Source organism: Vitreimonas flagellata (assembly GCF_004634425.1).
Taxonomy (GTDB): domain Bacteria; phylum Pseudomonadota; class Alphaproteobacteria; order Caulobacterales; family Aquidulcibacteraceae; genus Vitreimonas; species Vitreimonas flagellata.
Genome location: NZ_SBJL01000009.1, coordinates 1 through 1,757, shown reverse-complemented (window position 1 = coordinate 1,757; position 1,757 = coordinate 1). Strand labels below are relative to the sequence as shown.

General features: G+C 58.0%; 2 protein-coding genes and 1 pseudogene. 1 reads left to right on the top strand and 2 read right to left on the bottom strand.

Features of this window, described 5'->3' with window-relative positions; translation table 11 throughout:
• The coding region (locus EPJ54_RS19595) for an OprD family outer membrane porin (RefSeq protein ID WP_135213470.1) at positions 1-398 on the bottom strand (398 nt) is incomplete at its 3' end.
• An 80-nt stretch (positions 399-478) separates the two neighbouring features.
• Between EPJ54_RS19595 and EPJ54_RS19590 the strand changes: the two genes are divergently transcribed.
• Complete coding sequence (locus EPJ54_RS19590; RefSeq protein WP_010466230.1) at positions 479-1,459, top strand: IS5-like element IS1384 family transposase; 981 nt, start codon at positions 479-481, stop codon at positions 1,457-1,459.
• Positions 1,460-1,602: 143 nt separating this feature from the next.
• Here the strand turns inward: EPJ54_RS19590 and EPJ54_RS20505 are convergent.
• Positions 1,603-1,757: pseudogene (locus EPJ54_RS20505) on the bottom strand (copper homeostasis membrane protein CopD); the annotation flags it as partial.

Below are 1,757 nucleotides of genomic sequence, written 5' to 3'. Positions count from 1 at the left end.
CCGAATGAGTCGGCAGGCTCGGTGCCGTTGTTCTTGGTCGGGAAGAAGCTGTTGCCGTTACCCGACAGGCCGGCGCCCGCAGTGTGGCCGTCGCCACCGTCCAGGCGCAGGGCGCCGAAGGCCATGACGTCAAAACCCACACCAACGGTGCCCTGGGTGAAACCGGATTTGTAGTCAAAGCGCAGCGCTGTCGCGGCTTCGCGCAGATCGTTGTTGGTCCCCGAGCGGTTATCCGCGCTGTAGTACATGGTCCGCGAACTGACGGACGCATGGCTGTCTTCGAGAAAGCCGCTATGACCATTGCCGGTTCCCAGGGAACCGAGTCCAAAATCATCGGCGTATGCCTGTTGTGCAAGAACGGCGGCGGTGATCGACAGCGCCAGTGTAGAAATTTTCATTAACTGCGGCCCCTAAGGAAACTCTGAAAAAGACTTTCTGATTTGGCAAAATACCGCGACCCCACCCACCGAGTTTCCCGATGAAGCAGATGACCTTCGCCGACGCCGAGTACGCTGGCAAGCGCAAGCAAACCCGCAAGGAGTTGTTCCTGATCGAGATGGATCGGGTGGTGCCGTGGAAGGGCTTGATTGCTTTGATCGAGCCACATTATCCGAAAGGTGAAGGTGGCCGTCCGGCCTACCCGTTGATGGCGATGCTGCGTGTGCATCTGCTGCAGAACTGGTTCGGCTACAGCGATCCAGCGATGGAGGAAGCGCTGTACGAAACCACGATCCTGCGCCAGTTTGCCGGGCTGAACCTGGAGCGCATCCCCGACGAAACCACCATTCTCAACTTCCGCCGCTTGCTGGAGAAACACGAGCTGGCGGCCGGCATCCTCGCTGTCATCAATGGCTATCTGGGCGACCGCGGCCTGTCGCTGCGCCAGGGCACCATCGTCGATGCAACGCTGATCAATGCGCCCAGTTCGACCAAGAACAAGGACGGCAAGCGCGACCCGGAAATGCACCAGACCAAGAAGGGAAACCAGTATTATTTTGGCATGAAGGCCCACATCGGCGCCGATGACGAATCGGGTCTGGTGCACAGCGTAGTGGGCACGGCGGCCAATGTGGCGGATGTCACCCAGGTGGACAAATTGCTGCATGGCGACGAAAACGTGGTCTGCGCCGATGCAGGCTACACCGGTGTCGAAAAGCGGCCCGAGCATGAAGGACGTGAAGTTATCTGGCAGGTGGCGGCACGCCGCAGCACCTACAAAAAACTCGATAAGCGCAGCGTGCTGTACAAAGCCAAGCGCAAGATTGAAAAGGCCAAGGCTCAGGTGCGCGCCAAGGTCGAGCATCCGTTCCGGGTAATCAAGCGCCAGTTCGGTTACACCAAGGTGCGCTTTCGCGGCTTGGCCAAAAACACGGCGCAACTGGTGACACTGTTCGCTCTGTCGAACCTGTGGATGGCGCGCCGACATTTACTGACGAATGCAGGAGAGGTGCGCCTGTAATGCGGGAAATGGCCACCGGAGTGGGGTCCGGGTGGCGAAAACGTAAGAAATACTCGTCGAATTGATTGTTTTTTGATCATTTGGCGAGTTTAAAAGTTGCGCTAGGTGGTATGCCGGGGAAATACATGGCTACTTCAGACCATCCTTAGCGATTTCAACCGCAGCAGTAGAGCGAATGCCAATAGAGCGCCCAACCAGCCACCTGCGGCTAATAGGTGGAAAATGTCGGTGATGAAATGCCAGTAGCGTCGACTGCCCTCATCCATGGCGCCGTGCCCTGTCCATGCCAACGTCGCCA